The sequence below is a fragment of the Planctomycetaceae bacterium genome (assembly GCA_041398825.1).
Classification (GTDB): domain Bacteria; phylum Planctomycetota; class Planctomycetia; order Planctomycetales; family Planctomycetaceae; genus F1-80-MAGs062.
Genome location: JAWKTX010000012.1, coordinates 203995 through 230032, shown reverse-complemented (window position 1 = coordinate 230032; position 26038 = coordinate 203995). Strand labels below are relative to the sequence as shown.

Annotated in this window: 19 protein-coding genes; 9 read left to right on the top strand and 10 right to left on the bottom strand. The window is 54.4% G+C overall.

All coding sequences use genetic code 11. The features are described 5' to 3' along the window. Nucleotides 1-245: 245 nt before the first annotated feature. Nucleotides 246-1634, bottom strand: coding sequence for a Gfo/Idh/MocA family oxidoreductase (locus R3C20_20760; protein MEZ6042941.1), 1389 nt, complete (start codon nucleotides 1632-1634; stop codon nucleotides 246-248). A 378-nt stretch (nucleotides 1635-2012) separates the two neighbouring features. Between R3C20_20760 and R3C20_20755 the strand changes: the two genes are divergently transcribed. The 4 genes from R3C20_20755 to R3C20_20740 all read left to right on the top strand — a co-directional run bounded on the left by R3C20_20755 (nucleotide 2013) and on the right by R3C20_20740 (nucleotide 9897). Continuing rightward, complete coding sequence (locus R3C20_20755) at nucleotides 2013-2801, top strand: SDR family oxidoreductase (GenBank protein ID MEZ6042940.1); 789 nt, start codon at nucleotides 2013-2015, stop codon at nucleotides 2799-2801. 411 nt (nucleotides 2802-3212) lie between these two features. Next, entirely contained in the window at nucleotides 3213-5054 is a 1842-nt protein-coding gene (locus tag R3C20_20750; GenBank protein ID MEZ6042939.1) for a cation:proton antiporter, read from the top strand. Nucleotides 5055-5203: 149 nt separating this feature from the next. Further along, the gene (locus tag R3C20_20745) at nucleotides 5204-8344 is read left to right on the top strand and encodes a PSD1 and planctomycete cytochrome C domain-containing protein (GenBank protein ID MEZ6042938.1); all 3141 of its coding nucleotides are present in this window, start codon (nucleotides 5204-5206) and stop codon (nucleotides 8342-8344) included. A 122-nt stretch (nucleotides 8345-8466) separates the two neighbouring features. Next, the gene (locus tag R3C20_20740) at nucleotides 8467-9897 is read left to right on the top strand and encodes a DUF1501 domain-containing protein (GenBank protein ID MEZ6042937.1); all 1431 of its coding nucleotides are present in this window, start codon (nucleotides 8467-8469) and stop codon (nucleotides 9895-9897) included. Nucleotides 9898-10001: 104 nt separating this feature from the next. Here R3C20_20740 and R3C20_20735 read toward each other — a convergent pair whose 3' ends face one another. Both R3C20_20735 and R3C20_20730 read right to left on the bottom strand, forming a co-directional pair. Further along, nucleotides 10002-10562, bottom strand: coding sequence for a GNAT family N-acetyltransferase (locus R3C20_20735; GenBank protein ID MEZ6042936.1), 561 nt, complete (start codon nucleotides 10560-10562; stop codon nucleotides 10002-10004). A gap of 61 nt (nucleotides 10563-10623) precedes the next feature. Next, nucleotides 10624-11415, bottom strand: a complete 792-nt coding sequence (locus tag R3C20_20730) for a copper homeostasis protein CutC (GenBank protein ID MEZ6042935.1) — start codon at nucleotides 11413-11415, stop codon at nucleotides 10624-10626. 181 nt (nucleotides 11416-11596) lie between these two features. On the opposite strand from R3C20_20730, the gene R3C20_20725 reads away from it, so the two are divergent. The 3 genes from R3C20_20725 to rplX all read left to right on the top strand — a co-directional run bounded on the left by R3C20_20725 (nucleotide 11597) and on the right by rplX (nucleotide 14810). Next, a complete protein-coding gene (locus R3C20_20725; GenBank protein MEZ6042934.1) occupies nucleotides 11597-12853 on the top strand; it encodes a PQQ-binding-like beta-propeller repeat protein in 1257 nt (418 codons plus the stop codon). Between the two features lie 505 nt (nucleotides 12854-13358). Further along, nucleotides 13359-13670 (top strand): hypothetical protein, encoded by a 312-nt coding sequence (locus R3C20_20720; GenBank protein MEZ6042933.1) that lies wholly within the window; start codon nucleotides 13359-13361, stop codon nucleotides 13668-13670. A gap of 798 nt (nucleotides 13671-14468) precedes the next feature. Then, the gene (gene rplX, locus R3C20_20715; protein MEZ6042932.1) at nucleotides 14469-14810 is read left to right on the top strand and encodes a 50S ribosomal protein L24; all 342 of its coding nucleotides are present in this window, start codon (nucleotides 14469-14471) and stop codon (nucleotides 14808-14810) included. Nucleotides 14811-15042: 232 nt separating this feature from the next. On the opposite strand, the gene R3C20_20710 is transcribed toward rplX, so the two are convergent. The 3 genes from R3C20_20710 to R3C20_20700 form a co-directional block, all read right to left on the bottom strand. After that, on the bottom strand, nucleotides 15043-16419 hold the full coding sequence (locus R3C20_20710) for a Gfo/Idh/MocA family oxidoreductase (GenBank protein ID MEZ6042931.1): 1377 nt from the start codon (nucleotides 16417-16419) through the stop codon (nucleotides 15043-15045). A 429-nt stretch (nucleotides 16420-16848) separates the two neighbouring features. Next, entirely contained in the window at nucleotides 16849-17472 is a 624-nt protein-coding gene (locus R3C20_20705; GenBank protein ID MEZ6042930.1) for a phosphopantothenoylcysteine decarboxylase, read from the bottom strand. Between the two features lie 260 nt (nucleotides 17473-17732). Beyond that, nucleotides 17733-18599, bottom strand: a complete 867-nt coding sequence (locus tag R3C20_20700; GenBank protein ID MEZ6042929.1) for an alpha/beta hydrolase — start codon at nucleotides 18597-18599, stop codon at nucleotides 17733-17735. 301 nt (nucleotides 18600-18900) lie between these two features. On the opposite strand from R3C20_20700, the gene R3C20_20695 reads away from it, so the two are divergent. Both R3C20_20695 and R3C20_20690 read left to right on the top strand, forming a co-directional pair. Then, nucleotides 18901-20289 carry an SWIM zinc finger family protein gene (locus R3C20_20695; GenBank protein MEZ6042928.1) on the top strand — a complete coding sequence of 463 codons (1389 nt, stop codon included), beginning with the start codon at nucleotides 18901-18903 and terminating at the stop codon, nucleotides 20287-20289. Next, nucleotides 20286-23453 (top strand): DUF6493 family protein, encoded by a 3168-nt coding sequence (locus R3C20_20690; protein ID MEZ6042927.1) that lies wholly within the window; start codon nucleotides 20286-20288, stop codon nucleotides 23451-23453. The genes R3C20_20695 and R3C20_20690 overlap by 4 nt, the downstream gene beginning before the upstream one ends. Before the next feature lie 63 nt (nucleotides 23454-23516). On the opposite strand, the gene R3C20_20685 is transcribed toward R3C20_20690, so the two are convergent. The 4 genes from R3C20_20685 to R3C20_20670 all read right to left on the bottom strand — a co-directional run bounded on the left by R3C20_20685 (nucleotide 23517) and on the right by R3C20_20670 (nucleotide 26028). Then, a complete protein-coding gene (locus R3C20_20685; GenBank protein MEZ6042926.1) occupies nucleotides 23517-24077 on the bottom strand; it encodes a flavoprotein in 561 nt (186 codons plus the stop codon). 194 nt (nucleotides 24078-24271) lie between these two features. Next, nucleotides 24272-24568, bottom strand: coding sequence for a DNA-directed RNA polymerase subunit omega (locus R3C20_20680; GenBank protein ID MEZ6042925.1), 297 nt, complete (start codon nucleotides 24566-24568; stop codon nucleotides 24272-24274). Further along, nucleotides 24549-25142, bottom strand: a complete 594-nt coding sequence (gmk, locus tag R3C20_20675) for a guanylate kinase (GenBank protein MEZ6042924.1) — start codon at nucleotides 25140-25142, stop codon at nucleotides 24549-24551. The genes R3C20_20680 and gmk overlap by 20 nt, the downstream gene beginning before the upstream one ends. Before the next feature lie 10 nt (nucleotides 25143-25152). Next, entirely contained in the window at nucleotides 25153-26028 is an 876-nt protein-coding gene (locus tag R3C20_20670) for a YicC/YloC family endoribonuclease (protein ID MEZ6042923.1), read from the bottom strand. Nucleotides 26029-26038: the final 10 nt, after the last annotated feature.

Genomic DNA, 26038 nt, shown 5'->3' with positions numbered 1-26038 from the left:
TGCTACGAACGAAGCGGCATTTCATTCTGAGTTGAACAGCGATAAGGGTCGATTTGCGGAATGGTCACTGCCAGCCTGGTCAGTTGTTAAGACAGCCAGCATACAGACAGTTTTCCCCGCGAGAAAAGTCGCCCCACCTTGCCCTTGTTTTGGGCCCGGTTGGCGTCAAAACCGCCCGGAACGAAAAAGTCGCAGCAGAGGATGCGTATGCCACTGCTGCGACCCGGATTCATAACCTGTCAGGCTCAAACCTGAATCTCGTAGCCTTTTCGTTGCTCACGGGCCTGCCACTGGGCTGCAGCAGCATCCCCAACGATCTGTTCTGTTTCAGGATTCCAGTTGATCGGCCGATCCAGACGAATAGCGATGTTCGCCAGGTGGCAAACGGTCATGGCACGATGGTGGCTGTAGACGTCACTGATTGGCTGGCTTCGATCGACGACACATTCGAAGAAGTTCTTCATATGGTCTCCGGGCTCTTTGCCTTTGTACAGAGTCTTCAGAGTTTCCTCTTTCAGCGGATTTTCTTTCAATCCATCAACCGCCGCCCCGGTGAGTTTACCTCTGTTCACGAAGATACGGCCTTCCGTGCCCTCGAGCATCAATCCGTTATCGAATCCCAGGTCGTCCGCTCGGTCGCGGATGTGAAGCACAGAACCGTTTTCGAAGGTCGCGGTCACATGGAATTTTGTCGCCGTGTTGTACTTAGTGTCATCTGTCGGAACGCCATCTTTCAGTGGGACGGGATGTGTCGAAGAAATCGGCTCGACCTTGACGGGGCCGGTATTTTCAAGATTGAAGGCCCACGCGGCGATATCCACGTGATGTGCGCCCCAGTCGGTCATCTTTCCACCGGAGTACTCGTACCACCAGCGGAATTCGTAGTGGCATCGTGAGTGCGGATAGCGTCCACCGGAGGCTCCGGAGCGATAATCCACTTTCGGTGCCTGACCGAGCCACATATCCCAGTTCAGACCGGCTGGCACATCCACAACCGGCAGAGAATCGCACGAAGGAGCCCCACCAATTGCACAAGTGACCGTTTTGAGATCACCGATGCGTCCCTCGCGAATGATGGCAACAGCATGCAGAAACCGGAGGGCCATTTCACTTCTTTGCTGCGTTCCGACCTGGAACACACGACCCGTCTCGTCCAGAACCTTTCGAATCTGTTTTCCTTCGTCAATAGTCAGGGTCAGAGGTTTTTCGCAGTAGACGTCTTTGCCCGCCTTCATGGCTTCAATCGCAATTTTGCTGTGCCAGTGGTCGGGCGTTACAATTGTGACCACATCGATATCACTGCGATCCAGAATCCTGCGATAGTCTTCGTGCATTTCGACCTGTCGGTCGACGCCTTTCTTCCCGTTCAGTTCGAGAGCTTTAGCCTTCCCTTTTTCCTTGTGCGCTTCGTCGACGTCGCAAACCGCCGCACATTCACTGAACTTCATCGCATTAGGACCAACGGCATTCCAGCGGTCCCCGGTGCCAATACAACCGAGCACAGGTCGATCGTTCGCACTTCGAAACGGGGCTGCAAAAGACGAAGGAGCAAACCAGTAGGGGCTTGAGGCTGCCGCCAATCCCGCAAGGCTTGTGTTCGTAAGAAATGACCGACGGGTTTCCTGACGCGGCATATGTTTGCTCCCCGAAATTAGAAAGTGGATGACTCGACTGTACGGATAAACTAAACATCAGACGGCGAACCGTCCAGCGAGACGCCCACAGCACCACTTGAAACCCTGGGTCAGATGCAGGCCGGATCTGAACCGACGGCTCTGTTTGAACCAGCCTTTGATTACTCTGAAAACCAGAACGCTCACCGGAATCTGGAAGTCACTCCTGTCCGCTGGTGATTTACGGCTAACTCCGCCACAATGATCAGCCAATTCCAAACGCTGTCCGGTGTTTGAACGTGCCTGCCGTCGGTTTCAGCGATGAGTGAAAGGCACAACATCGGATCTATAATTCCATTCCATCTGAAAATCATGGTCAGGATAACAGGGTAAGATCGCATGCACTTCGACTTTACAGGCAAGAATGCGCTGGTAACCGGTTCGTCCAAAGGGATTGGTCGCGCAGTGGCCATCGAACTTGCCAGGGGTGGCGCCAATGTCACCATCAATTGCAGTTCGAGCCGGGCGCAGGCCGACGATGTTGCAGACGAGATCCGAGCCATGGGGCGAAACGCGCTGGTCGTGGCATGTGATGTGTCAGACCAGAAAGCCGTTGAAGATATGGTCGCCCGGACCGTGAAGGAATTTGGCAGCCTGGACATCTTCGTCAGTAATGCCGTTTACAGTGACCGCCAGCTGATGGTGGAAGCCGATATGGATGGCTTTCGTCGAACCGTTGACGTCAGCATGTGGGGAGCGTTTTATGGGGTTCGCGCTTCATCCCAGCAAATGCTGAGGCAGGGCAAAGGAGGAGCAATCACCGTCATCAGCTCTCCCCATGCCATTATCCCGTTCCCGACTGCGATGGCCTATAACATGTCCAAGGCCGCAATCGATCATATGGCCCGCACCGCTGCCATCGAACTGGTGAAGCACGGGATTCGCGTCAATGTCTTTCATCCTGGCTGGATCGACACTCCCGGTGAACGCAAATTCTTTACCGAAGAACAACTGGCTGAAGGGGCGGCCAGCCTACCCATGCAACGCATGGGTTCACCGGAAGAAATGGCCTTCGGCGTTTGCTTTACTTTAAGCAAAGAGGGCGAATACATGACCGGCTCAACATTGACGATGGATGGCGGTGTCGGCCTGCCCTGGTGGTCGAAACGGACGGAAGGCAAGCAATAAGGCGTGCGCGACGTCCTCAGTCGATCTGCCAGTGTTTTCCCACTGCCAGTGTTTCCTGTCCTGTGAGTGATCTGAGACCGGTGGTCGGTTGGCAGAACCCGAAATCAGGCAGAACCTGAAATCAGGCAATGATGGCGGTGGGTGAAACGGTTTTCCAGGTTCAGGTAGCATGTCACGCTCCGGTTCCTTCCATCAAGCGCCATGTTCCCCGGTGGTGTTTTGCTCATGGAATTCAGCCATCGCGAAAGTCAAAAGCCATCTCAAACCTGTCTACATTCGTTCGAACCCCGCGTTTGTTCATGTTCCTTCATCCTTCAGAATGCCACGAAACACAGGCGAAGCTGCACAAGACGATCGACCTGAGTTGCGTTTGACAAGTCCAACATCACGGCACCAGGCCGGAGAACACCTGTGAACGAGCCCGACGTGCTGACATCACTTGCCGGGATGTTTGTGCTTGGCATTGGCAGCCAGTGGATTGCGTCACGCATTCGCCTGCCGTCAATCCTTCTTCTTTTGACAGCGGGTGTGATCGCCGGGCCGGTGCTGCAATGGATCAACCCCGATAAGCTGCTTGGCAATCTGGTTCTTCCCATTGTTTCCCTGTCCATTGCCGTCATTCTGTTCGAAGGCAGTATGAGCCTGCGGTTAAGCGACTTAAAGGCGATCGGTCGACCGCTCGCAATGCTGCTGACGGTGGGAGTTCTGGTGACGTGGGCGCTGAGTACGATTGCTGGTTTCTGGATACTGAATTTCCCGTTTTCTGTTTCGCTGCTGCTGGGATCAATTCTGACGGTCACCGGACCGACAGTGATCGGGCCCATGCTGCGGGACATTCGGCCGACAGGATCTACGGGGCCGATCGCGAGATGGGAGGGAATCGTAATTGATCCGATTGGTGCTGTCCTGGCCGTCCTCGTCTATGGAGCGCAGGAGGCATTGCTGCGGGGCGACGTGCAGAATGCGGCGACGTCGGCGATTCAGGGTTTTCTTGGAACCATGTTCGCGGGCAGTGTCGTTGGCCTGCTGCTCTCGGTGGCACTGTTGCAACTTCTCGCCCGACACTGGGTCCCTGATCATCTTCAAAGTCCCTTCACTCTGGCGGTGGTTATCGGGGGATTTACAGCGTCGAACCTGCTGTCACACGAATCGGGACTGGTGGCAGTCACGGTGATGGGCCTGTTACTGGCCAATCAGAAACGCGTGCCCGTGCGTCATATTTTTGAATTCAAAGAGAGCCTGAGTGTTCTGCTGATCTCAAGTCTTTTCATCCTGCTGACCGCGCGGCTGAACCCGGTCAGTCTGTTGAAACTGGGTTGGCGCGGTATTGGATTCGTCACGTTTCTGATTCTGGTGGTTCGCCCGGCCTGTGTCTGGATTTCAACGATTGGCTGTGGGCTGAAGAAGTCCGAACGTATTTTTCTATCGTGGCTTGCACCGCGCGGAATTGTTGCTGCCGCCGTCGCATCGGTATTCGCACTGGAAATGCAGAGAACCAGTCTGCCAGCGGAGGAATTCGCTGCAGCGACGTTCATGGTCATCATCGGTACGGTGATCGTCTATGGTTTAACAGCAGGAATACTGGCCAGAAAGCTTGGTCTGAGTTCGGCGAATCCACAAGGCATCCTGATCGCCAGCGGACATCCCGGCGCAAGGGCCATTGCGGTCGCATTGGTGAAGGAAAAGATTCCTGTCGTCCTGGTCGACAAGAATGCCCAAAATCTTTCCGTAGCCAGGATGGAAGGTCTGAATGTCTTTCACGCAGATATTCTGTCCGAAGCAATGCACCATGAAATTGATCTGGGAGGGATTGGGCGATTCCTGGCCCTGACGCCGAATGTGGAGGTCAACAGCATCGCCGCTCGCCGCTTCAGTGAGCTGTTCGGGCGTGCAGAAACGTATCGGCTTAGTTCGCCCACCCAGGGGCACGATCGCAGGAAAATCGCATCCGATGCGTTATTTGGCCGAGTCGCTTTTTCAGAAAATGCGACATACGAATATCTGGATCGACGATTCGAGTCCGGTGCGGTGATCAAGCGGACCCGCCTGACAGACGAATTTGATTTCGACGACTTTCGAGCCATGTATGGCCCGGACGCTTTAGTGCTGTTCGTCCTCGATGAAACGGGACGACTGTCGATCACCACAACGGACCGCGAGATCACTTATCGTGCTGGCCAGACTCTGTTCGCACTGACGGACCTGCCTCCGGAGCAATTACCTGCCGCTGAAGACTCGGGCGCACAGAGGTAAGATCCGGCCGCGACTCCCATGGCAAGCGGTTCGGCCGACGGATTCGCTGGTGACTTTCAAGGGGACTTTGGTATGCTGGCGGCAGCGCACTTCCCCAGTGGCGGCTCTGGCTGCCCAATCTCACCTGCCGACCCACCATTCCCACGACCATGAAGCATCTCCTTCCCAAATGCCTGCTTCGGCAAATCATCCTGATCGGCGTCCAGGCCCTGATTTGTGGAACAGGGACAGCGACAGCCGATGAATCTGGAATCGGGCAGGAAGAATCCGGAATCCGACAAGTCGATTTCGCTTCGGAAGTCCTTCCCATTCTGCAACGCCGCTGCCTGGAGTGTCATGGGCCGGACGCCCGCGAAGGCGGTTTTCGATTAACATCACGCGACGATTTACTGTTGCGAAACGATTCGGGTGAACCATCCATTGTGTCGGGAAAAAGTCGCGCCAGCGAATTGGTACGACGCATCAGGTCTGGTGATGAAGATCGTATGCCCCCCGAAGGTGACCGTCTGACTGACGAACAGATCCGGATGATCGAGCAGTGGATCGATGCCGGCGCCGAGTGGAACGTTGAGAGTTCACCGTCACCGGTCCATTGGGCATACGTGGCTCCACAAAAGGCAGACATTCCCTCCGATGTGCATCCGGTGGATCATTTTGTCAGGAAGACGCTGGCCGTTCATGCTGCCGGACTTCAGCCGTCTCCGGCGGAACTGCCGGCTCGACTGCTGCGCCGGGTTTATCTGGATTTGACTGGACTTCCACCGTCTCCGGAAGCCGTGGCTGCATTCGAAGCCGATCCTTCTTCAAGACATTTTGAACGCATTGTCGACGCACTTCTTTGCTCGCCACGCTACGGAGAAAAATGGGCCAGACAATGGCTCGACCTGGCTCGCTATGCAGATTCCAACGGATATCAGGCAGACCAGTTTCGATCTGTGTGGGCCTATCGCGACTGGGTGATTGATGCGATGAACAAAGACATGCCGTTCGATCAGTTTACGATCGAACAGCTGGCTGGCGATCTGATCCCCAATGCCACGATCGAACAAAAGATCGCCACCGGTTTTCATCGCCAGACAACGTGTAACGTCGAAGCCGGTGTCGATCCGGAAGAAAACCGAACCAATCAGGTCGCTGATCGTGTCACGACGACCGGAACTGTTTGGCTTGGCACCACCCTCGAATGCGCGCGATGCCACAATCACAAGTACGACCCGTTCACGCAACAGGACTTTTACCAGCTGTTTGCATTCTTCAACAACACTCCGATGGAAGTGGAAGCCCCCAAAGACGGCGGAGTACAGTTTGAAGTTGCAGGTCCGATGCTCGAGCTTCCGCTGAGTGAACAAGCACAGCAACGCCAGAAGCAATTACAACAGCAGATTCAGCAGCTAAAAGCACTGGCCCAAAAGCGAATGGATCAGCTTGCCAGACTGGATGCAGACTGGGAATCACAGATGCTCGCCAGGGCAAGTCAGCAGGCAACGTGGCATCCTTTGCCCATTTCGTCTTTCGAAACCGAAAGTCGTTCCTCGTATGAACTCCTCGACGACGGATCTCTGCTGCTGACCGGCAAGGCGGCAGACAAAGATGTTTACTCCGTTACGCTCGAAACCAGCGTGAGCGGTATCACAGCGATCCGGATGGAAACCCTGACTCACAAATCATTGCCAGGAAACGGACCGGGACGAACGGACGAAAAACGCCCCAATTTCGTGCTCTATGAGGTTGAAGCCGCAATTTCACCCGCCGGTGGCGACGGCAAATCAACCCCGGTTCGGTTCCGATCCGCGCAGGCTGATTACGCACAGCCAAAATGGGATCCTGCCGGGCTGATCGATGGAAAGCCGAATACTGGCTGGGCAATAGGCACGCAGTTCGGAAAATCACACCATGTGACCTTATTGACCGAGACTCCCATCGGATTTGAAGCGGGTTCGCGACTTGAAGTTCGGTTGCCCCAACACTTCGGAAGCGGTCGGCTCATCGGGCGGCTTCGATTTTCTGCCCTGACTGGTAACCCCGACATCACGATGATTCCCTCGGACATACTTGCCGCACTGAACACAGAGCCAACAGCTCGAGCCGGAGCTCAGGACCAATCCATTGCTGAATATCGTTGCCAGAATGACAAAGAGCTGGCCGAATTGACAGAACAGGTGAAATCGAAAGAAGAAGCACTGGCAGGGATTAAGCCGGAAGCGACAGCCATCATGACTGAGATGACCAGTCAGCGTGAATCGTTCATCTTCAAACGGGGCGATTTTCTGTCCCCCGGTACCAAAGTAAAACCGTGGACCCCAACGATCCTGCACAGTTTTGTCCCGAATCAGCCGGAAAAGTCGACCGCTGATCGACTCGATTTTGCCAGATGGCTGGTGTCTCACGAAAATCCACTGACAGCCCGGGTGACGGTGAATCGATGGTGGGCCCAGTTTTTTGGTCAGGGCATCGTAGATACACTGGAAGACTTCGGAACGCAGGGCAGCCGACCCACCCATCCCGAGTTACTCGACTGGCTGGCGGTTGAATTCATGGAGAGTGGATGGTCCATGAAGCACATCCATCGACTGATCGTGACGTCATCCACCTACCAGCAGTCCTCCCGCATTTCGCCCTTGCAGCTTGAAGCGGACCCGAATAACAAATGGTTGGCTCGGGGGCCACGGTTTCGCCTTCCGGCTGAAGTGATTCGAGACAACGCGCTGGCGTTAAGTGGTCTGCTGTCGGATAAAATGGGCGGCCCTCCCGTATATCCTCCGCAGCCGGAAAACATCTGGCGGCATGTTGGGCGCAATGCCCCCAAATACACGGCCAATCAGGACGAGAACAGATTCCGAAGGGGCATCTATGTTGTTTGGCGTCGCAGCGCGCCGTATCCGAGCTTTGTGAACTTTGACGCCCCGGACAGAGCGTCCTGCGTCGTCAAACGATCTCGCAGTAACACGCCCCTGCAGGCACTGACTCTGATGAACGACCCGGCCTACGTGGAAATGGCGATTGCTCTGGCAACCCGAATCGTTTCAGAAACACCGAACGGGGATTTGCGTTCGCGACTGCAGTACGCGGTGCGATTGTGTGTTGCAAGAGCACCGCAGGAAGAAGAAATTCAGACGTTGCAGCAGCTATGGGAACAGGAATCGGCACGATTCAGGAGCAACACAAAACAAGCGGAAAGCCTGATTCCAGCCGGCCAACGTCTCGGTCCATCAGAACTTTCAGAGCAGGCTGCATGGGTTAGCGTTGCCAACGTGCTGCTGAATCTGGATGAAGTCATTACAAAGAACTAGTGAATTCAGTCGCAGTGGAATTCGTGAGCATTCTTCTGCAGCTGTGAGTTTCCGCTGCGTGTTTTCCGCCAGAAGCAATGCCCACTGGTTTGGATCCTCTTTCACCTTTCTGGCCAATTGCCATGTTTCAGACATTGTCACGACGTCATTTGTTTCAGCATTCGGCTATGGGGCTGGGTTCGGTTGCTCTAAGCTCGCTGCTTGCCCGTGATTTGCCTGCCACCGAACAGGCGACAGATTCTGCTGCAGGCCATTCTGGTGGCGCAACCTATCTGCCTGCCCGCGCGAAGAATGTCATTTTCATTCACATGGTTGGAGCGCCATCTCATCTGGACCTCTTTGACTACAAGCCGGAATTGCAAAGGCTTGATGGAGAACTGGTACCGGATCAGCTTTGGGAAGGCCTGCGTTTGGCATTCATCCGCAAGCAACCCAGGCTGCTTGGGACACAGATGAAGTTTTCCAGGCACGGTGAATGTGGCATGGAAATGTCCGAATTGTTGCCGAATCTCGCAACAGTCACGGACGAAATCTGCATGATTAAATCACTGCACACCGAGCAGTTCAATCACGCGCCGGCACAGTTGATGTTTCAAACGGGCTTTGGCCAGTTTGGACGTCCGTCACTGGGATCCTGGGTCAACTATGGCCTCGGCAGTGAAAACGAAAATCTGCCCGGATTCGTCGTGCTGATCACCGGCAATGTCGCCGGAGCAGGGAATAGTTTGTGGGGAAGTGGATTTCTGCCAAGCACCCATCAGGGAATCGAATTTCGCAGCAGCGGAGACCCTGTGCTGTTCCTTTCGAATCCGGACGGGATCGATGCCTCAGCACGGCGCCGCATTGTGGACAACATTAATCGATTAAATCAGTTTCAGCTGGCAGATGCCGGTGACCCTGAAATCGCAACGCGAATCAGCCAGTATGAAATGGCCTTTCGGATGCAGTCTGCGGTTCCGGAATTGATGGATACGGCATCGGAATCTCAGGAAACGCATGAACTGTACGGGACCGAACCTGGAAAAAGCAGCTTCGCCAACAATTGTCTTCTTGCCCGAAGAATGGTGGAAAGAGGCGTACGATTCGTGCAGTTGTTCGATCAGGGCTGGGACCATCATGGAAGCGTCTTCCCTTCGCTTCGCAACAAGTGCAGGCAGGTGGACCAGCCAATTGCCGCATTAATCAAAGACCTCAAACAACGAGGCTTGTTGAACGAAACGCTCGTTGTCTGGGGAGCCGAGTTTGGAAGAACTCCTATGCTTCAGGGCGCGGAGAATACCGGACGGGTGAACGACAAGGTGGGGCGTGATCATCACAAAGACGCCTTCAGCGTCTGGATGGCAGGCGGCGGCGTTAAAGGCGGGTACACTTACGGAAAAACCGACGAGATCGGATTTCACATCGTAGAGAACCCAATGCATGTGAACGATTTCCATGCCACCATGCTGCATTTACTGGGGGTCGACCACGAACAACTCACCTTCAAATTTCAGGGTCGCAAGTATCGGCTGACTGATATTGGAGGCAACGTCGCCAGTGAAATACTGGCCTGATAACTGGAAGCATCGGAGCCCGGGTCTGCACCTGACCGATTCGCTTCGTCCGCAGGCAGCGACCACAGGTAGCGATCACGGGCAGGCCGGATCGGGCGCAATCATCACGGCTGGTTCTCACATTTCAGGCGATACAAAACATGCGGCCTCAGTTGGTGATTCTCCGGCACAAGGGGGTGATCGAAATCGTCAACAGCATCGCGGATCATCTTCAGCTTCTCCATCACACGCCGCGATCGATGATTGATCACAGCCGTCATCGAAACAACTTCCTGCAGATTGAGCCATGTGAAAGCGTAATGTAACGCGAGCCTTGCTGCTTCCGTGGCATATCCCTTCCCCCAGAATCCGAAACCCAGTCGCCATCCGATCTCAACGCACGGCGTAAAGTGGGCCTCAAAACGGGGAACTGCAAGACCAACGAATCCGGCGAATTCGGATACACCCGGAAGTTCCACGGCCCAATAGCCGAAATCATGCTGCCGGAAGTGCTGTTCGATTCTTTCGAACATCGCATCGCTTTCCTCGGCGGTCATGACAGACGGGAAGAACTCCATGACTCGCGGGTCAGCATTCAGCTCCGCCAGTCGCGAGCGATCTTCCGGCCTCCACTGCCGCAATCTCACTCGATTGGATTCGAGCATTCGGGATGTTGCTGGCGTCATCACAGATGAGTCACTTTGCGGTCAGGAAATTTCGAAGATGGATAGCCCTATCGATGACGGGTCATTCACGTGCATGCAACACCATCAATAATTTGCGGAGCTGTTCGCGATCCGCCACTCCGTAGCTCCCCGATGGCAGACCGGGGTTTCCTCCAAAATGGATTTCCGGATTGCGCTGTGCGGAAGTGTCAAGACGATGGCAACCCGCGGACGTGTGAATCTGCCGACATTTTGTTTGATGGATGATCTCAGCCACATTGGCCGCCCTGATTCCACTGCCGGGAAGGATTTCGATGCGACCATCGGCATGGTCGACGCACATTCGAATCCGATTGACACCGGCGATCGCCGTGGCCGCTGCACCGCTGGTCAGGATTCGGTCGAACCCGGCTGCCACCAGTTGATCAATGGCGACCGGGAAATCAGGAACCAGATCAAAAGCCCGATGAAAAACAAACTCTGCCTCCGGGAGGCTTCGGCTGAATTCGTCGCAACGATCGACATCGATGGTACCATCGGTCTTCAGGAACCCGGTCGCGACGCCCTCGCAGCCGACATCGATCAGACGTTTCGCATCATCGATCATCAACTGAAATTCGCGAGTTGAATAGCAAAACCCGCCCTCACGCGGACGTACCATGGCGATGATCTTTCCGGAATACGCAACGCGTGCCGTTTCGGCCAGAGCAATCGAAGGCGTCAACCCACCGACAGCCATTCCGCTGTTGAGTTCGATGCGCGGAATCTGAAATTCCTGAGCGAGCAGCACGTCGTCAATTCCTCCGGAACAGAGTTCCACCAGTGGAGGTGAATTCGGGAAGGCGTTGCTGGCTGGTAGTGAATGTTCAGACATATCCAGATTGCTTCGGCAGCGGGGATTGAGTCGAGGTGATTTTCCGAGTTGTGCCCTGCACATATGACTCGGCTTTGCTAAATTGCACCTACGGAGTCGAGACGGGATTCTTCTTCCACGTTATGAGCCGGGACTTTTCGGGCTGAATGTCCGGAGCTTTCTTTACAAATCAGGGTGAATTATGAATTTGACGCGAACGTTACTTCAACGAAGTCTGCAAACCAGCATGGCATTTGCGTTGATGACTTCGATGGCTCTTGCGGGAGACTGGCCCGCCTGGCGTGGTCCGAATCGGGATGATATTTCAAGCGAAACCGGACTGCTTTCTGAGTGGCCGGAAGGTGGTCCCAGGAAAGTCTGGACATCAGAGGCTGCTGGCCTTGGTTATTCGGGGCTCGCAATTTCCGGCGGTGTCATTTACACGATGGGAGCAGATGATTCGTCGGAATACGTTATTGCCTTGAAGGATAGCGATGGCAGCGAACTCTGGAAAACACGCATCGGTGACTTCCTTGAGAATGGTTGGGGGGGCGGTCCACGCAGCACACCAACCGTCGTCGGTCAGAATGTGATTGCGATTTCCGGCAAAGGAAACGTAGCCTGCCTGAATACCGAAAACGGCGAAGCAAAATGGACGGCCAGCCTCACGGAACTGGGCGGCTCTATCCCAAACTGGGGATACAGTGAATCGGCGTTAGTTGATGGGGAACGCGTCTTGTGCACCCCCGGCGGTAAGCAGGGAACCGTCGCCTGCTTCGACCTGAATTCCGGTAAACTGATTTGGCAGTCCGCGGACGTCACTGAAAACGCCCACTATTCATCAATCATTGCCGTCAACCACTTCGGAAAGAAGCAGTACATTCAGCTGACCGAGAAAAAAGTGTTTGGCCTGGATGCCGAAGGAAAGCTGCAATGGGAAGCGGACTGGCCGGGCCGGACAGCCGTCATTCCGACGCCAATTTACAGCAAGGGTCAGGTCTATGTGACCTCAGGCTACGGCGTTGGCTGCATGCTGCTCAACATCGGGCCCAATAATCAGGTAGAAAAGATTTACGAGAACAAAGTCATGAAGAACCATCATGGCGGCGTGATTCTGATCGGAGATAAGCTGTACGGTCACAGCGATTCCGTCGGATGGGTATGTCAGGACTTGAATTCGGGCGAAGAAATCTGGAGCGAAGGTGGAAAGAACGGTTCCAAGGGGGCCGTGACTTCGGCGGACGGTAAACTTTACTGTCTGGAAGAGGGAAGTGGCGACTGCGTCCTGGCCGAAGCAACGCCGGACGGCTGGAAAGAAATCAGTCGATTCACGATTGATCCCAAGACCAAGCAGCGTTCCGATCGTGGTAAGATTTGGACGCATCCAGTGGTCTGCAATGGCAAACTTTACCTGCGTGACCAGGAAATCATTTGCTGTTACGACATTTCAAAGCCGTAAATCTGATAGGGCGGCAATCGCCCGAGAATCGCTCAGCAATCAGTGGTGAAAGAAAGCCCGGTTCCTATGGGGACCGGGCTTTTTTGTTGACTTCGAGCCACATTTTGCGCCGCCTCCGACTGTACAGATGTGTCAGTTTGGTGACTTTGGGAAACTTTTCTGATTTGCAGGGTTAGGAGGTTGCTATCACCCACCAGGGTCAATAGATTCGGGCTGATCTGGATCAAATTCAATTAAATATGGGGGAAATACACAATGCGGGCGGCTCGAATTTTGGGGCTCTGCGCAGCGATGCTCAGTTTTGCTGGGCGGGCCAGTGCGGACACAGTGATAAGTACGGTTGGTCTGTGGGATAACTCTGAGGGCACTGAGGATTTTGGCGAAACAAACTCGGCAACCTATGGCCAAACGTTCACCGTAGGGGCTGACACATTCCTGAATAGTTGGACGGTTTACTTGAATGACAAGTTAAACCCAGATTTTGTTGATTTTGGAGTTCTATGTGATGGATTGGGATTCCGGAACTTTTCAGCGACAGGGTCAATTCTCTACGAAAGCACTGGGGTCTCCACAAACTAACAACGGTGGCACGAATGGAATGCAGAAGTTCACCTTCAACACTGGTGGGTTAAATCTCACAAGCGGAAATGACTATGTAGCGTTCATCAGTGCTTCCGAGTATTTTGACGCGTCACTGGCACCGCAATCGTTGGGACGTTTTTCAACGGAATCGACCCGTACGCCGACGGTGAATTCGTCTTTTCTAAACAACGGCAACCTCACTGGGCAGTGGACGTCAATTCTGGTCGACAGATAACAAGGTGGATCGGCTTCAGAGACATGGCCTTCACTGCAAATTTCTCGTCGACCGCAGCAGCGGTTCCCGAGCCGTCGTCGTTTGCTGTTCTGGGATTGGGCGGCCTAATTATTGGGATGCGTCGGCGTCGTCAGCTGGCAAAGCAGGGTTAGTTCCTCGTCAGCGACGTCAAGTGTGAGCAATGGGCAGCTAGGCTGACCTGTTGCCGTCAGACTCCGGTTTGCCCTTGAAACAGACTTTCGAAACCTTTACAGAGAGTTGTTTTCCCGGTCCGCTTCCCCCAATCGAAACTGCATCCACTGATCCCGGGTAAAAAGACTCGCTTCTCTGTGCATCCATTCAGAACCCGGCTTTCTCTTCGAGAGCCGGGTTTTCTTTTTGGTCTCGTCTCCGCCGATCGGAGATCGTCGTTTTCGATTTCAAGTTGCTCAAATGGCCACTTTCGTGCGTCGGTGACCACGTCCATCCCAGCGGGCCATCCGATAGTGTCGCCGAACGATCCTCCCCCATTTCGCCCCAAACGCAGGACTTTCCAGGGTCCACCAGGGAACAGGAGGCTCAGCCCTTGATTTTGACGGATTTAGTTGTCATCTTCCGCCTTCTCTAAAGATTCCGGCACTCAGCCACTGTTGACGATGGTGGAGTCTTGGAGACGGAGGAATTAAGTTTCGCCCCGAAAATGCCGATTCAGAGGGCTTCAGGTGGTGAAAAGCCAAGGAATTAAGCACTCAGGCTGCAGAAATTCTGATTGTGGCGTTGCTGTTTTGACGGTGTGAAGAGGATTGGGAGTCGAGGGAAATGCACATCCGCAAGGGTGATACAGTCGAAGTAATCTCTGGTGACGACGCGGGCACCCGTGGCGCTGTCCTGAGCGTTGATCGAAAGAACGGCAAGCTGGTTGTGGAAGGCGTAAACCGTGTTTACAAGCACGTCCGCCGAGGGCATCCTAAGAGTCCTCAGGGTGGCCGACTTCACACAGAGCTGAAGATCGACGTTTCTAACGTCCAGCTCATTTGCCCCGAAACGAACAAGCCAACCCGCGTTGGTGTGCGTTTTGCCACCGATGGGACCAAAGAATTGTATGCAAAGCGAAGCGGTGCAAAACTGCGGGATATCGCAGCACCCAAGAAGAAAGCGTAAGTGACAAGGCGAGAATGCCTGCACAGAATTATGAATCATCAAGCCGCCGAACTCTGTTCGGCGGTTTTTTTATTGCTGGACGAAATAAAAAGAGCTCCCGCCGGAATTCCGGCGGGAGCTCTTTGTTTAAGTTCGTCATTGCAAATGACGGAAATGATTAGAGCAATGTCGTAGCGTGGCAGCCTGTTGAAAAATGGGACGGGCTGTCCCGATTTTTCAACGGACGGTTCGGCTAGGCGTATTCTTTGTTCTTGATCAGGCCTGGCATAGGAATCGGATACTTGCCATCGGCTCGGGCCATCAACGGCGAATCGGACTCCATGGTCAGTTGATCAATATTCGGCCCAAATTCGTGCTCGACCTTCATGAACTGCTCAAGCGTAATCAGTTGTCCGGTGTGGGCGGCCATGCGGCCCATTGAGGTGACAGCACTGGCCATGACCCCACGTTCGACCTCGTTGTAGGTCTTGTCTTCCCGGATAGCAGCGATCAGGTGATCCCATTCCAATTGGTAGGGATTTCGTTCCGGCTGCGGAAACGCCCACAGCAGGTTCGCGTCGTCTTCATTGTGGCCTTTGTAAATTCGGCACTTCGCCGGCGTGTGAGCCGCAGAAGAAATCACGCCCAACCCTTTTGTGCCGTGAGCGTAGCTGGCGAATTCCTGATGGCAACCAGGAATGGTTCGCCCATCGACGAACAGCTTGGTCCCGTCTTTGAACGTGTATTCAATCGAATAGCTGTCAAAATTCTGGTCAACACTGTCGCCACGATAGTGGCGTCCACCGCATGCTTTTGCTCTGACAGGCCAGTCGTTCTTCATCCAGCAGGATTCGTCAATGTTATGGATGAGGAAGTCGCTGACGGCTCCGCCACTTAGCCACAGAAAGCCGTGAAACTTGCTGATCTGATACATCAGCTCGCTCATTCCTTCAGGCTTCGGACCGCAGGCGGCCGTACCGGTTGGCCCCGCCATTCGGTACGCACGCATCATGGTGATGTCGCCGATTTCTCCGTTCTGAATGCGGTCGAACAATTCACCGCGTGCTTCGCAGTGGCGGCACATCAAACCGACCGCGACTTTCAGATTCTTTGCCTTCGCCTTTTCGTTCAGTTCCAGCATTCGCCGAGAGGCAGGTGCATCCACCGTGACCGGCTTTTCCATGAAGACATTCAGGCCTTTTTCGATGGCGTACGTAAAATGTACCCAACGAAAGGCAGGCGGCGTGGCCAGGATGACGACGTCTCCGGGACGCAGACAATCCATGGCCTTTTTGTAAGCATCAAACCCTATGAATTGCCGCTCGGGCGGGACGTCCATCTTGCCTTTTTCCTGGTAGGCCCCGGCAAGTTCCTTGTGCTTGTATTCCAGATTTTTTGTAAATACGTCAGCCATCGCGACCAGCTTGATGGGGCCGTTATCGACGCTCAAAGCGTTGTTGGTGGCCCCCGTTCCGCGGCCGCCACACCCCACCAGCGCGACCTGAATTGTGTTATCCTGGGCGGCAAACAAACCCGGAGCAGCTCCGGTCAGAAAAGTAGAAGCCGCGGCCGCGACACTGGAGTTCCGGAGAAAGTCACGGCGCGAAGCACCGTTGTCCTGGTTGGTCATGAAGAAGCCCCCGTTTTAAAATCAGGTAAGAATTGGAAGGATGATTCGGCTGGAGTCTGAGTCGCATTCACATGGCATGCCTCAGTTCTGAACTGTCAACACGTGACAGAAAACATTGCGCAACATGCAGGTTACCACGTTCATACGATTCTGTCGTAAAGTGTGATGAACCCGAACGCAAAATAAAACCGAAAGCTCCCAGATTGCTGTTCCGTCGTCGACTTACAGGCATCATCTCTGCTGATTGGCAGCTGCTATTCAGAAGAATCTGACCGCCGCCCCGGAGCATGCAAACCCAAATTGCAGGTTCAATTCTTCCGGAAATTGACGGATTTGTTTTCCAAAGCGACCACCCGGTACGCGACCATCCGGTGCGCGGCCGTTCGCCGCCGCGCTTTGGACATACCACACGAACTGCTTCTGTGTGGCTTATTTGGAAAGCGTGCCCTGAATCAGTGACATCAATTGACCGGCGATGTCTTCTTTCCGACCTTCGTAGATCGCGACTGTTTCCGCGTCCGGATTCAGGATCTCCAAACGATTGGTCAGTGAAGAAATGGCACTCGTGTCATTCAGTGCGATGTAATCGCATCTTTTCATGCGAAGCTTCCGCATGGCGTTGTTGCGGGGATCCTGCGATTCCAGGGCAAAGCCGACGATCCACTGGCTCTTCCTGTTGGCTCCAAGCTCCGCCAGCACATCGGAGGTTTCAACGAGTTCAAGAACGACGGGCTCACCCGTTTTCGTTATCTTGCCGGTAATCCGTTCCTTCGGACGATAGTCACACACAGCTGCGGTCGCGATCACTCCATCACATTCCTCGAACAATCGAAGGCATGTTTCACGCAACTGCCCGGTTGTTTCAATACGATGAATCTCGCATCCATCGGGGGGACGCAGATCGGCTGGTCCCGTGACCAGAACAACCTGATGACCAGAATCGATTGCGGCCTGCGCCAGTGCGTATCCCATCCGACCACTGCTCGCATTCGAAAGAAAGCGAACATCGTCGATGTATTCGCGAGTGGGACCAGCCGTAATCAGAATCTTCATTCGTGTTCACTCCGAATCATCACGCCAGTTAGCGTCAGGTTAGGTGTGCAGGAAGGACTGCCGGCCATGATCCTGCCTGCTTTTTTCGTCTGCGACCGCTGCTTTTCAGGCAGTCTTAAGCGTCGCGGGCCAGCCACTGAAACTGACAGAAAAACGCGGGTGAAATCTACTGCCAGTGCGTAATACCCACAACCAGACCGATCCCTCTCAGAATCCGCATTGGGGCGTCGTCGGCTTCGGGCGGCTTCGCGACGGTAAGTTCAGCGCGGGGCCAACAGGTGGTTCTTCACGAACTCTGTTGCCTGACCGGCCACCGTGGGGCCGGCACCTGCAACACCGTGATTTCCTCCCGGGATGATGACCATTTCTGTCGGAGCACCGACTGCCTGCAATGCCTTGTGCAGACGTTCGGCGTGAGCCAGTGGGACGATGTCATCCTTATCACCATGCACCTGCATCAGAGGTGGATCGTCATGCGTTGCGAACGTGATCGGAGAAACATCTTTCATGCGATCTGCGGACATGTCTTCGGCGGCGGTGCCGGGTGCATACCCGATGAGCTGACGATAGGCTGGATGCTGGTGAGCGATCGTGCTTAGAAGCGACCAGTCTGTTGGTCCTGCAAAACTGACGCCGCACGTCACACGCGATGACTCGCGCTCAACCGGGTCCGGGGAATTAGGGTTGGCGACATCGTCATGCAATGCCACATAGGCGGTCAGATGCCCTCCCGCCGAACCTCCGGTGACGCCAATCCTGTGAGAGTCGATGTTCCAGCGTGCGGCGTTTGTTCGCACAAACTGAATCGCTCGCAGGCAGTCATTGACCTGAGCCGGATGCAGCGCCACATCAGTAAAACGATATTCAATCGAGACAACAGACAGTTGGCCCTTTGCCACAAATGCGAGCAGCCAGCCAGGCACGTGAGCCTTTGAGCCCGCTCGCCACCCACCTCCATGAATATGAATCATGGCAGGGACCGGCTTGTCCGACTTTGCCAGATAAAGATCCAGACACTGTGCAGAATGATCATCGTCGTACGGCACATCTTTCTCCGTGGGAGCCTGCCCGAACAGAGAGCTGTGTGAAACGAACAGAAACGCCATCACGAATAGCATCGATTTCATTTGTTATCCCGAGATCTTACAGCCCGTAAAATCAGCCTTCTCCCGAATCATCCTGTCCCGACGGTGTCGGGGCACGGTTGATTCGTCAATCTTCGTCACCCTTCCGGCAATTGTCCAATCGGCCCGCAAACAATCTCGGTCGGATGTCCATTTGACCGGGCTTGACGTGTGTGAGCCTGGCAGACTATTGCAAATTGAGAGGTAACCCGGTGCCTTAATAAAGGGGCAAATTGCAGGATTGGTTGTTGTGCGAACCAGATCCAAACATAATTGCGGGCTCCCGACAGAAAGGAGTGCCGAGATGTCAGCGACGACGCTCAACTATTCTTACCAGTACCCCTTCGCATCCGCAGTGCTGGAGACAGCTTCTTCCCCGGCGATGCGACTTGCGACGAGCCTGGACGGAACATCCAACGATCTGTTTTTTGACGGGATGCTGAAACAGCCTGCGTTGATCGGTAAATGTTTAACCGTTCTGTCGTCCATCGTTCGCACGCGATTTTATCAACCGCTGAAGCCCATGTTGCTGGATCCCGTCGTGACCAGCGGCGGCGGAATGTTGAGGTTCGAGGGATTCAGTAGCTGCTGCGGCGTCTATGCAAGAATCGACCTTGGACCGGAGGCGTTCGAAGGTGAACTTCAGGGTAAAGGCACTACAAACGTCGATTTTAATGACACGATGCGCACTGCACTTCGACGCTTATCAGACAATGACCAAGCACATTTACAGGTGGGAGGCAACAGCGTCACGCTGCGTTCAGACAATGACACCATCGTCGAACGCAAAGTTAAGCTGCCGGTTCGCTGGATCAGAGGCTTCTGCGAAGTACAGGCCTATCAGGCTCGAATGACACCCCACTTCGAGCTGGATCAAAACGATATTCGAACACTGTTCAAATTACTTCCGAAAGGTTCGAACGGTCGACGGCCTGTTCACATCACTCGCACCGGTCAGACGATTCGCCTTGCATCGCGTGCGTTGCCCGGATCGGTGCAACTGGAAGGGGCAGATCGAGTTCGCGCGATGGAACCTTTAGCGCCTTATACCAGACAGTTGAAGATCTGGTACGACGAAGCCGCTGGAACCAGCGGTTGGCAACTGCAGCTTGAGAGCGGGCGAATGTTTATTCTGGTCAGCCCGGAACTGAATCGCGGATTCAGCGGTGAAGGTCAAATGCTGTCCCGACTGGCTGCAGGCCAGTGGGAAACGGCGATGCCTGCTGTTGCAGATTCGCTGAACTGGCAGTCTCAAATCGATGTTGCAAGTGTCTGTCGCTTCAGCAGAAGCAGCGAAGCGGAAATTGAAGCTGCGCTGGCTGTGCTGGGTGCGCGTGGAATTGTGGGGTTCGATGTCACAAGTGGAAAGTACTTTCATCGAGTTCTGCCGTTCGATATCGAAGAAGTGGACAAGCAACAACCCCGACTGATGGCAGCACGAAATCTTGTCGAATCGAACAGCGTTCGCCTCTTCGAACAAACCTCTGATGGACCAAACTTTCAGGTGCCGGGTTCGGACACACAGCATTTCGTGCGACTCAGGGACTCCGGAGACCGGTGTACCTGTCAATGGTTTCTCAGATATCAGGGACAGCGAGGGCCCTGCAAACATATTCTGGCAGCAAGAATCACCTGCGACGGCCAAACAAGTTCCCAAACAAAAGCCGCGGAAGAACGGGAGACCTGGCAATGACAGTGTCGATCGACGTTCGAAAGCCGGAAGGTTTTCTGCATTGCCTGCAAACCCTGCCACCGGAAGATTTTGTTGATACCGTGAAAGGTCTGACAGACGCAGACCGCCGTAAACTTTCGAAAACGGCGCAGGACCACGCTAAGGCACTTCGAAAAGAAGAGCAGTCAGCCACGACAATGTCGGGCGTTTCGATTCAGGAAATGATCCGGCGGTCCAGCGAACGCATCGATCGTGTCAACATTCCACTTGCGATGGCTCACCTGGGTCTGCTTGCTGTTGCCCCGAAGTCGGCCAACATGGTGCCGCTGCCCGGTACGCGTCCCCTTCGATCCACCTGGACAGCAACGGAGCCCACCGTGCACGAACAGGCGGCCATTTCCATTCTGCTGCAGCGTCGGCCGGAGTGGGCACAGGAATGGATGCTTCGACAGCTTCAGCCATCGGATACAGGATTCGCATTGAAATGGCAGTCATTCCGACGACTGCTCGAAGATGGACTCTGTTCACCGCCTGATACGCTTGAATTCGCCGTGCTGATTCGATCAGTCATTCAGCAGGCGAATCTCCGGGACCAGCCGGAACTCGTGGAACACATCGGGTTGCTGTTTCGTCACCGTACAGGTTTTCTGGCATGTAACGCAAAACTCAGGAAACGCACAGAAGAACTCAAGCCGGGCGTCTGGATTCCGGGAGTGGAATGGTTATGGAATCAGGTTCATCACGGGCAAGTTAACCGCGTTCAGGTTATCGATGCAGCGATAGAAGCGCTCTGGCGAGACTTCAGCGTTCAGGAACGTTCGGCTTTGATCAAGCTCATCGACGCACTGGAACCAACCTCAGATGAGTTCGTCACTCGCCAATCAGAACTGCGTCGCCTGCTGACACATGAAACGCCAGTCGTGGCTGGCTTTGCGATTCAAAGCATCAAAGCCATCAGAGATAACGACCAACTGGAAACAGACAGAGTCATTTCAGAACTCGCGGTTGTGTTTACTCTGTCCACAAAGGCACAACCCAAATCAGCCCTTGTGCTGCTGGCAGCGAAAGATAAAACGCGAATCACCCATGCAGTCGACTCTGCAGCTGCCGCATTGCAGCACCCCGAATTGGATGTCCAGGAAGCTGCAGTCCGACTGCTCGAGCAATGGTCAGATGTAGCAATCCCCGTGGAAGCACTTCAGCAGGCGATTACTTCTGCATTTCCGACTCTTCATCCACGCATCCATGACCTTCTGGTCCAGGCGGGGGCTGTTCACGAAGCGACTGATTCCACAGCGACGTTTGTCGAAGAATTGGCAGACACAAGAAACACTGCGGAGGATTTGTTTCGACGTATCGAAAGTTGCACGCCGGCGGTGCGCACCGCATGGAAGCTCGATGAATCTCTTTGCGCCGCAATTGATGAGCACATGTTGCCTGAGATGGATATCAATGCGATGCCTTTTCAGCTTTCTCTGTTGCAGCCTGTCGCTGCAATAGAAGAAGTTGACGAGCTGATTGACGAAGTTGCGAGCCTGATCGAAGGCATTGAATCGCCAATGCAACTCGAACGAATTCTGGATGGCATCAACCGTCTTGGCGCCGAATATCCTGATGATTTCGACGCTCGTGTGGCGCCAGTCATCAAGCGAGCAGAAAGAGATTCTGACTGGAATGAGTGGACGACTCTGACATCGATGTTCATGTCAACGTCTCGACTGATAATTGACTGGCTGAAGCGTCGTCTTCACGTGCCGCTTGCAGGCAAATTCGCGCAGCAGAACTGGTCACGCCTGAACCTGCCGGAAATTGTTCAGACTCTGGATCGTCGAGCATCGGAAATTCGCGAACGGTTCGTCAATCTTCAACCGAGTCTCCCCTTACTTTCCACGCCAACTCACGAACACGGGTGGCTGGATCCGGATGTCCTGCTGCGACGGCTGCAAAGCTATTCCATGGCTTCAGTTAATCCGAACAATGCCGACCTGACTTTCGCACTCTTGCGGTTGCCACCATCAACGTGCTACTCGGACGATCAAATTGCTGGCACTCCGGAATTGACGCGTCGTTTGCTGCGTTATCTTTCAGGTAAACCGATCGAAACCGCAGCCTCTGATTGTCCCGGATTGTGGCTTGCAGCCGCGCGGTCTCGAAGTCCTCGCGAAACGCGGCGTGAATTGGCGGGACTAGCGATTCCTGACACGGCCTGGGGAGTGCGGGCTGCCGAGATTCATGTCCATCTCAGAAATTCACCGCATGCCATCGAAGCCATCCGCCAGCAACAGGATCGCGAGCTTCGCAGGATGGATCCTGAACCAGGCCGCGGGCCTTTCATAATGCAGGTCAACACAGGCAGTGCGGCGATTGTTTCCATCGAACCTGAAGCGGAGGCTCAGGACTTGCGTTTCCCCACCGTAATTTTTGCGGGACGACCCGGCTACGCGAAACACCTTTATGAGGGTCGTTTACCAGGATGGGCGGAAGAATGGCAGGCGACCCACTGGCCCGCAAACACGGACGGCTCGTTGGCATTGGCAATGGCTTTCATGCTTTGCCGCATGGACTCGAACACATCCCGTTGGGAACCGACCGCCCCCACGCTGAGCTCCCTGCTTTGGTCAGAGCGTGGATGGTCCTCCACTGCCATTAAGGCACTTTGGCTGGCATTGTTCAGCAAGGACGGGGACGCACGAGCCGTGGCTGCAGACGCACTGATCGAGGGAATTCTTGATGGGCGAGCTCATCCGGCAGCATTGTCTGCTTCCCTGACGGAACTTCTGGAGCATCGCTGGCTGAAACTCAATCGCCTGGCCGAGGCTCTTGCTGGTGTCGCTCGAGTTTCCAGCTGGACCGCGCTGGTCGTTACGGCGATCATCGACTCAGTGATTGCGAGCTGGAGCGAACTGCCGGGTGACGCTCACCATCTCCTGTCGGTTCAGCTGGAAGCCCTGATGCGAATCAACGGTTGCCTGACTGATGCTGCCAGAAAGCCTCTTTCTCAACTGACCGGAAGCAGCAAAACAGCAAAGCTTGCCAAACAGCTTTTGACGCTGTCCCGATCTGACAGGTCAACCGCCCGAAAAGCGGCTCTGCTCGAAGGTGTGGAATGTCGAGTGCAGCGGGCAGAGCGACTTTGCAGGCCGACAGCCTGTCAAACACATGCACCAGGTGAACGACCGCAATAGTAAGATAAAGAGCGAGCGGTCATCTGAAATCAATTCTGCCGCAAGAAGCAGGAAAGCAACCGATCAGGAATCCCGATGCAGGCATTCTTCAGCGCGACTAAGAATGGTTGCTGGTGATGCCATGCGACCAGCGCCGATCACCCCGCAACTCAACCAGCCCTCTTCCGGATCGACAATCACCGTGCCATCCTGTCGCAATTGGTTCACATTCCGTTGCACTGACGCTTTGGCCCACATGTCGCAGTTCATTGCCGGAGCAACGATCAATGGGCATGTCGCCGCAAGTACGGTCGTCGACAACAGGTCGTCGGCAAATCCGTGAGCGAGCCGTGCAATTGTCTGGGCGGTACAAGGAGCAATGATGAACAGTTCCGCACGACGTGCGAGGCCAATGTGTTCGCCCTGAAAATGCTCTATTGCAAGGAAAGGGCCATGATGCACTGGTCTCTGTGTCAAGCCCTCGAAAGTCACGGCACCAATGAACTGTTTCGCCGATTCGGTCATGATGACGGAGACGTTCGCACGCTGCTGGACAAGCTGACTGCAAAGATCTGCAGCCTTGAAGGCCGCAATCCCGCCAGTGACTCCCAGTAGCACTTCACGACCTTCCAGTGGAGATGCCATTGCCTGACTTTCTTCTCGGGAAACCGGTGAAACCGTTTGAAGCGACGCTCCGGCACCCTTCAAATGGCAAAATCACTGACGCAGCACTTCAAGAAAAAAGCTCCCATCAAAAGAGCAAAGATGCGCAAATGAGGGAGCTGTGGTCGATGCTCAGAGACCGCCTTCATGCGTCTCTGACCAGACTCGCCTGTCGCTTAGAGATCGTCCAGCGATGGGCCACCGTCGTCGGCCAGCAATGCATCCAGTTTGTCGATGGTTGCAGAATTATCTTCAATTGCCTGTACGTTTCCTGAGGTATCCAGGTAGATCTTGTTCTGCATGATCTCTGCGACAACAACCTGCATCAGGTCCTTTGTCTGCAGGTCGACCAACGGCCGCGCGCCGCGATTCAGCGCGACCATGCGTTTCTGAACCAGTGTGGACAGTTTGAATCGCCCGCCAACTCGTCGAACAATGTCATCTTCTCGAAAGTCATCCAGCATTTCGGGCATTCTCCTCGGACTTCAAAATCTCGCAAATCTCTTTTACGGCCTGATCCAGCTGATCGTTCACCACGATGTATCGGTATCGATGGGCTGACTGAAGTTCTTTCGCAGCGGTCGCAAGTCGCTTTTGAATGATCTCTTCCGATTCAGTCCCTCTGTTTCGCAATCGGCGTTCAAACTCTTCCGGCGATGGCGTCGAAAGGAAGATCGTAACAGCGTCCGGGTACCGCTGCACCACCCTCATCGCCCCCTCAACATCAATTTCCAGGAATGCCCATGCATTCTGATCCCAGGCCCGGTGCAACTCGGTCCCAAGAGTACCGTAGAAATAGCCGGAGGCGAATACCTCTGCGTGCTCAATGAATTCGCCGCGGTTCAGTTTTTCCCTGAATTCTTCGGCGGAAAGGAAGAGATAGTCTTCACCATCAATTTCACCCGGCCTGGCCGACCTGGTCGTAGCGGAAACGGATTTGACCAGGGGGACATCGGATTCTTCAATCAATCGTTTCACAAGGGTTGTTTTTCCGCTGCCACTGGGGCCCGAAAGCACAACGATACGGCTCGTCTCGGCTGGGTGCATTCCGCTGCTCCTACTCGACGTTTTGAAGCACTTCGCGGATTCGTTCGATTGAGGCCTTCATTTCAACGACGCAGTGCGCGACGTCGACACTGTTTGCCTTGGAACCAATCGTATTAATCTCCCGAAACATTTCCTGACCGATGAATTCGAGCTTTCGGCCCTGAGACGTTTCGCCATCCAGCATTCGCCGAAACTGATCCATGTGACTGGAAAGCCGAGTTGTCTCCTCGTTGATGTCACATCGATCCGCAAACAACGCCACTTCACGGATAACGTCGTTCGGGCTGACGCTGATCGAAGCATCGTTTGTGAGCCGGCGAACGCGTTCCAGCAATTTATCCCGGTAGTCACTGATGACCTGCGGAGCGACCGCGATGATTTCCGACAGGTGCGATGCAATGGCATCACACTGCTTCTGCAGATCAATTCGCATCGACTCACCCTCGCGTTCGCGAAAGTCGTGAAAATGCTCCAGGGCCCTGATGATGGCTTCTTCTGCGATCGGCCAGACAGAATTGACAAGTTCTTCCGGCAATTCGGCCTCGGCAACCACGCCAGGTAACTGCAGCAGGCTGGCAAGCGAAATGTCGGAGCGGCCTTCGTCCATCGCAAGTAACTGTTGCTGGTAACTGTTCAGCACTTCGGTGTCGATGCGATAGCCTGACTGGCCGCCGGGAAATCGCAGCCGAACCGACATCTGAACAGTTCCACGGGCCACTCTCGCGCGAACGAGTTTTTCAACTTCGCTTTCAAAGCGAGCGACGGCATCAGGCAAACGGGCCGAAAGTTTGAGGTAACGATTATTGACCGATTTGATTTCGACGGAAAGGTGAACGCCATCCCGGTCAACCGTAGAGCTACCGAAGCCAGTCATGCTAAGCAGCACGATGAGAGAT

Coding starts and splice junctions, on each gene's coding strand:
- gmk (MEZ6042924.1), bottom strand. CDS start 25,142: ATGCACCCAGCCGAGACGAGCCGTATCGTTGTGCTTTCGGGCCCCAGT.
- R3C20_20710 (MEZ6042931.1), bottom strand. CDS start 16,419: ATGACCAACCAGGACAACGGTGCTTCGCGCCGTGACTTTCTCCGGAAC.
- R3C20_20725 (MEZ6042934.1), top strand. CDS start 11,597: ATGAATTTGACGCGAACGTTACTTCAACGAAGTCTGCAAACCAGCATG.
- rplX (MEZ6042932.1), top strand. CDS start 14,469: ATGCACATCCGCAAGGGTGATACAGTCGAAGTAATCTCTGGTGACGAC.
- R3C20_20735 (MEZ6042936.1), bottom strand. CDS start 10,562: ATGACGCCAGCAACATCCCGAATGCTCGAATCCAATCGAGTGAGATTG.
- R3C20_20685 (MEZ6042926.1), bottom strand. CDS start 24,077: ATGGCATCTCCACTGGAAGGTCGTGAAGTGCTACTGGGAGTCACTGGC.
- R3C20_20730 (MEZ6042935.1), bottom strand. CDS start 11,415: ATGTCTGAACATTCACTACCAGCCAGCAACGCCTTCCCGAATTCACCT.
- R3C20_20745 (MEZ6042938.1), top strand. CDS start 5,204: ATGAAGCATCTCCTTCCCAAATGCCTGCTTCGGCAAATCATCCTGATC.
- R3C20_20700 (MEZ6042929.1), bottom strand. CDS start 18,599: ATGAAATCGATGCTATTCGTGATGGCGTTTCTGTTCGTTTCACACAGC.
- R3C20_20740 (MEZ6042937.1), top strand. CDS start 8,467: ATGTTTCAGACATTGTCACGACGTCATTTGTTTCAGCATTCGGCTATG.
- R3C20_20680 (MEZ6042925.1), bottom strand. CDS start 24,568: ATGCCCGAAATGCTGGATGACTTTCGAGAAGATGACATTGTTCGACGA.
- R3C20_20760 (MEZ6042941.1), bottom strand. CDS start 1,634: ATGCCGCGTCAGGAAACCCGTCGGTCATTTCTTACGAACACAAGCCTT.
- R3C20_20690 (MEZ6042927.1), top strand. CDS start 20,286: ATGACAGTGTCGATCGACGTTCGAAAGCCGGAAGGTTTTCTGCATTGC.
- R3C20_20695 (MEZ6042928.1), top strand. CDS start 18,901: ATGTCAGCGACGACGCTCAACTATTCTTACCAGTACCCCTTCGCATCC.
- R3C20_20755 (MEZ6042940.1), top strand. CDS start 2,013: ATGCACTTCGACTTTACAGGCAAGAATGCGCTGGTAACCGGTTCGTCC.
- R3C20_20720 (MEZ6042933.1), top strand. CDS start 13,359: ATGGATTGGGATTCCGGAACTTTTCAGCGACAGGGTCAATTCTCTACG.
- R3C20_20705 (MEZ6042930.1), bottom strand. CDS start 17,472: ATGAAGATTCTGATTACGGCTGGTCCCACTCGCGAATACATCGACGAT.